The sequence below is a fragment of the Paenibacillus sp. J22FR83 genome (assembly GCF_059691955.1).
Window position 1 is genome coordinate 1 of the sequence record NZ_JCAUAM010000048.1, and the last position, 1,566, is coordinate 1,566.

Annotated in this window: 1 pseudogene; it reads right to left on the reverse strand. The window is 43.2% G+C overall.

Features of this window, described 5'->3' with window-relative positions:
* Window positions 1-98: 98 nt before the first annotated feature.
* Window positions 99-1,397, reverse strand: a pseudogene (locus AC58PV_RS35395) (IS1182 family transposase); the annotation flags it as partial.
* Window positions 1,398-1,566 lie beyond the last annotated feature (169 nt).

Below are 1,566 nucleotides of genomic sequence, written 5' to 3' on the forward strand. Positions count from 1 at the left end.
TCAGGCTGTCGAGTAAAGCGCTTCCAATTACGAATTGAAGCATATTTCTGCTCTTCCACGATGTTTGTAGGTGTAGATAAAAAGATCGCTCCTAGGCTTGCATACTTTGCAAGCTGGCGGGCGATCTTTTTTATGTTCTGTGTTACTGCTGTCATAAGAGCTTTCTCCTGCACATTCGCTCGCCCCCGTAACCGCGAACAGCGAAGTCCATGGAGCTCTTTGGCATCCGCGAAACTTCGCTCAATCGTTTGGCACCGAAGTCGGTACAGTTTTTTTCCAGAAGCACTTTCCAGGTTCCTCGCTACTTGTTCTTTGTAGCCTTCCCACAGATGCCGCTGAATCTTTCGAATGCGGTTCTTAGCTGTCGTACATGCCGCAAGTAATGGACAATCTGTACATTGTTTCGAGTCTGAGGTGTACTCGCGGTAACCTTGTCTGTTCGTGGTCGTGTATGTTAATTCCTGACCTTTAGGGCAGATGTACACATTTTTCTCTTTATGAAAAACAAACCGATCTTTCGACATTCCTTCCGAAGTGGAGCTGGTCCGGCGTCCCCCGATGACAGGGTAAATTTCCATTTCTAATGTCTTTTTACAAATGTGTGGTGTGAAATAACCTGAATCCACCGCGATCGCCTCAAGCGAATTTTCAAATCCAAACTTTTCAATTTGGTGCAGTAAACGTTCAATGTAAACAACGGAATCGTTAACATTGCCTTCCGTTACGTGCGCGTCAGTAATTATGTTGAATTTATGATCAACCGTGCAATGATTTAAGTAATAGAACCCTTCCGGTTTGCCTTTACGCATCATATAGCCACTATCTGGATCCGTCGTGCTTACTTTAATTTGCTTTGTTTCGCTCACCTCCTCCTTGCGTTCCAGTGGCTTTTTTCCGCGTTGCTCACGATCTTCGTCTACAGCTCTATCCAGCTCTTGGGTGTATTCGTGAGGTGTTTGCTCTACGGTTTGCATCGTATATTTGTTTTTGTTGGCATTTGCTTTAATATGCGTGGAGTCCGTGATCAGCACACGACCTGCAACCATGCGATGATCAATAGCTAGTCGAACGATCTCGTCAAAAATATCCTGAAATACAGTTGTATCCTTAAAGCGTGTCCGACGATTCCAGCTAATCGTTGTGTGATCAGGTGCTTTTTGCGAAAGTCCGAGACCTAAAAACCAGCGATAACCAATATTCAAATTAATTTCTTGCTCAAGTTGGCGCTCAGAACGAATGCCGTATAAATAGCCAATGAACATCATTTTAAAAAGTAAAATAGGATCTATGGAAGGACGCCCGCGATTTTCACTGTAATAAGGACGAACAATATCTAAGATAAACGAAAAATCAATATGAGCAGCGATTTGACGAAGTAAGTGATTTTGCGGAACCATGGATTCAATACAAACGAGTTCATAGTCTAACTGGGGGTCTTTCGGATTCGAGCGGAACAAAGAGATCACCACTTTCAAGAGTATACCTATATTATATCAAATTAACGCGGTAATGTGGTGAAATAGATGAAGAAACTTAGGCTGCCGAGACTTTCTCGACAGCCTGAAA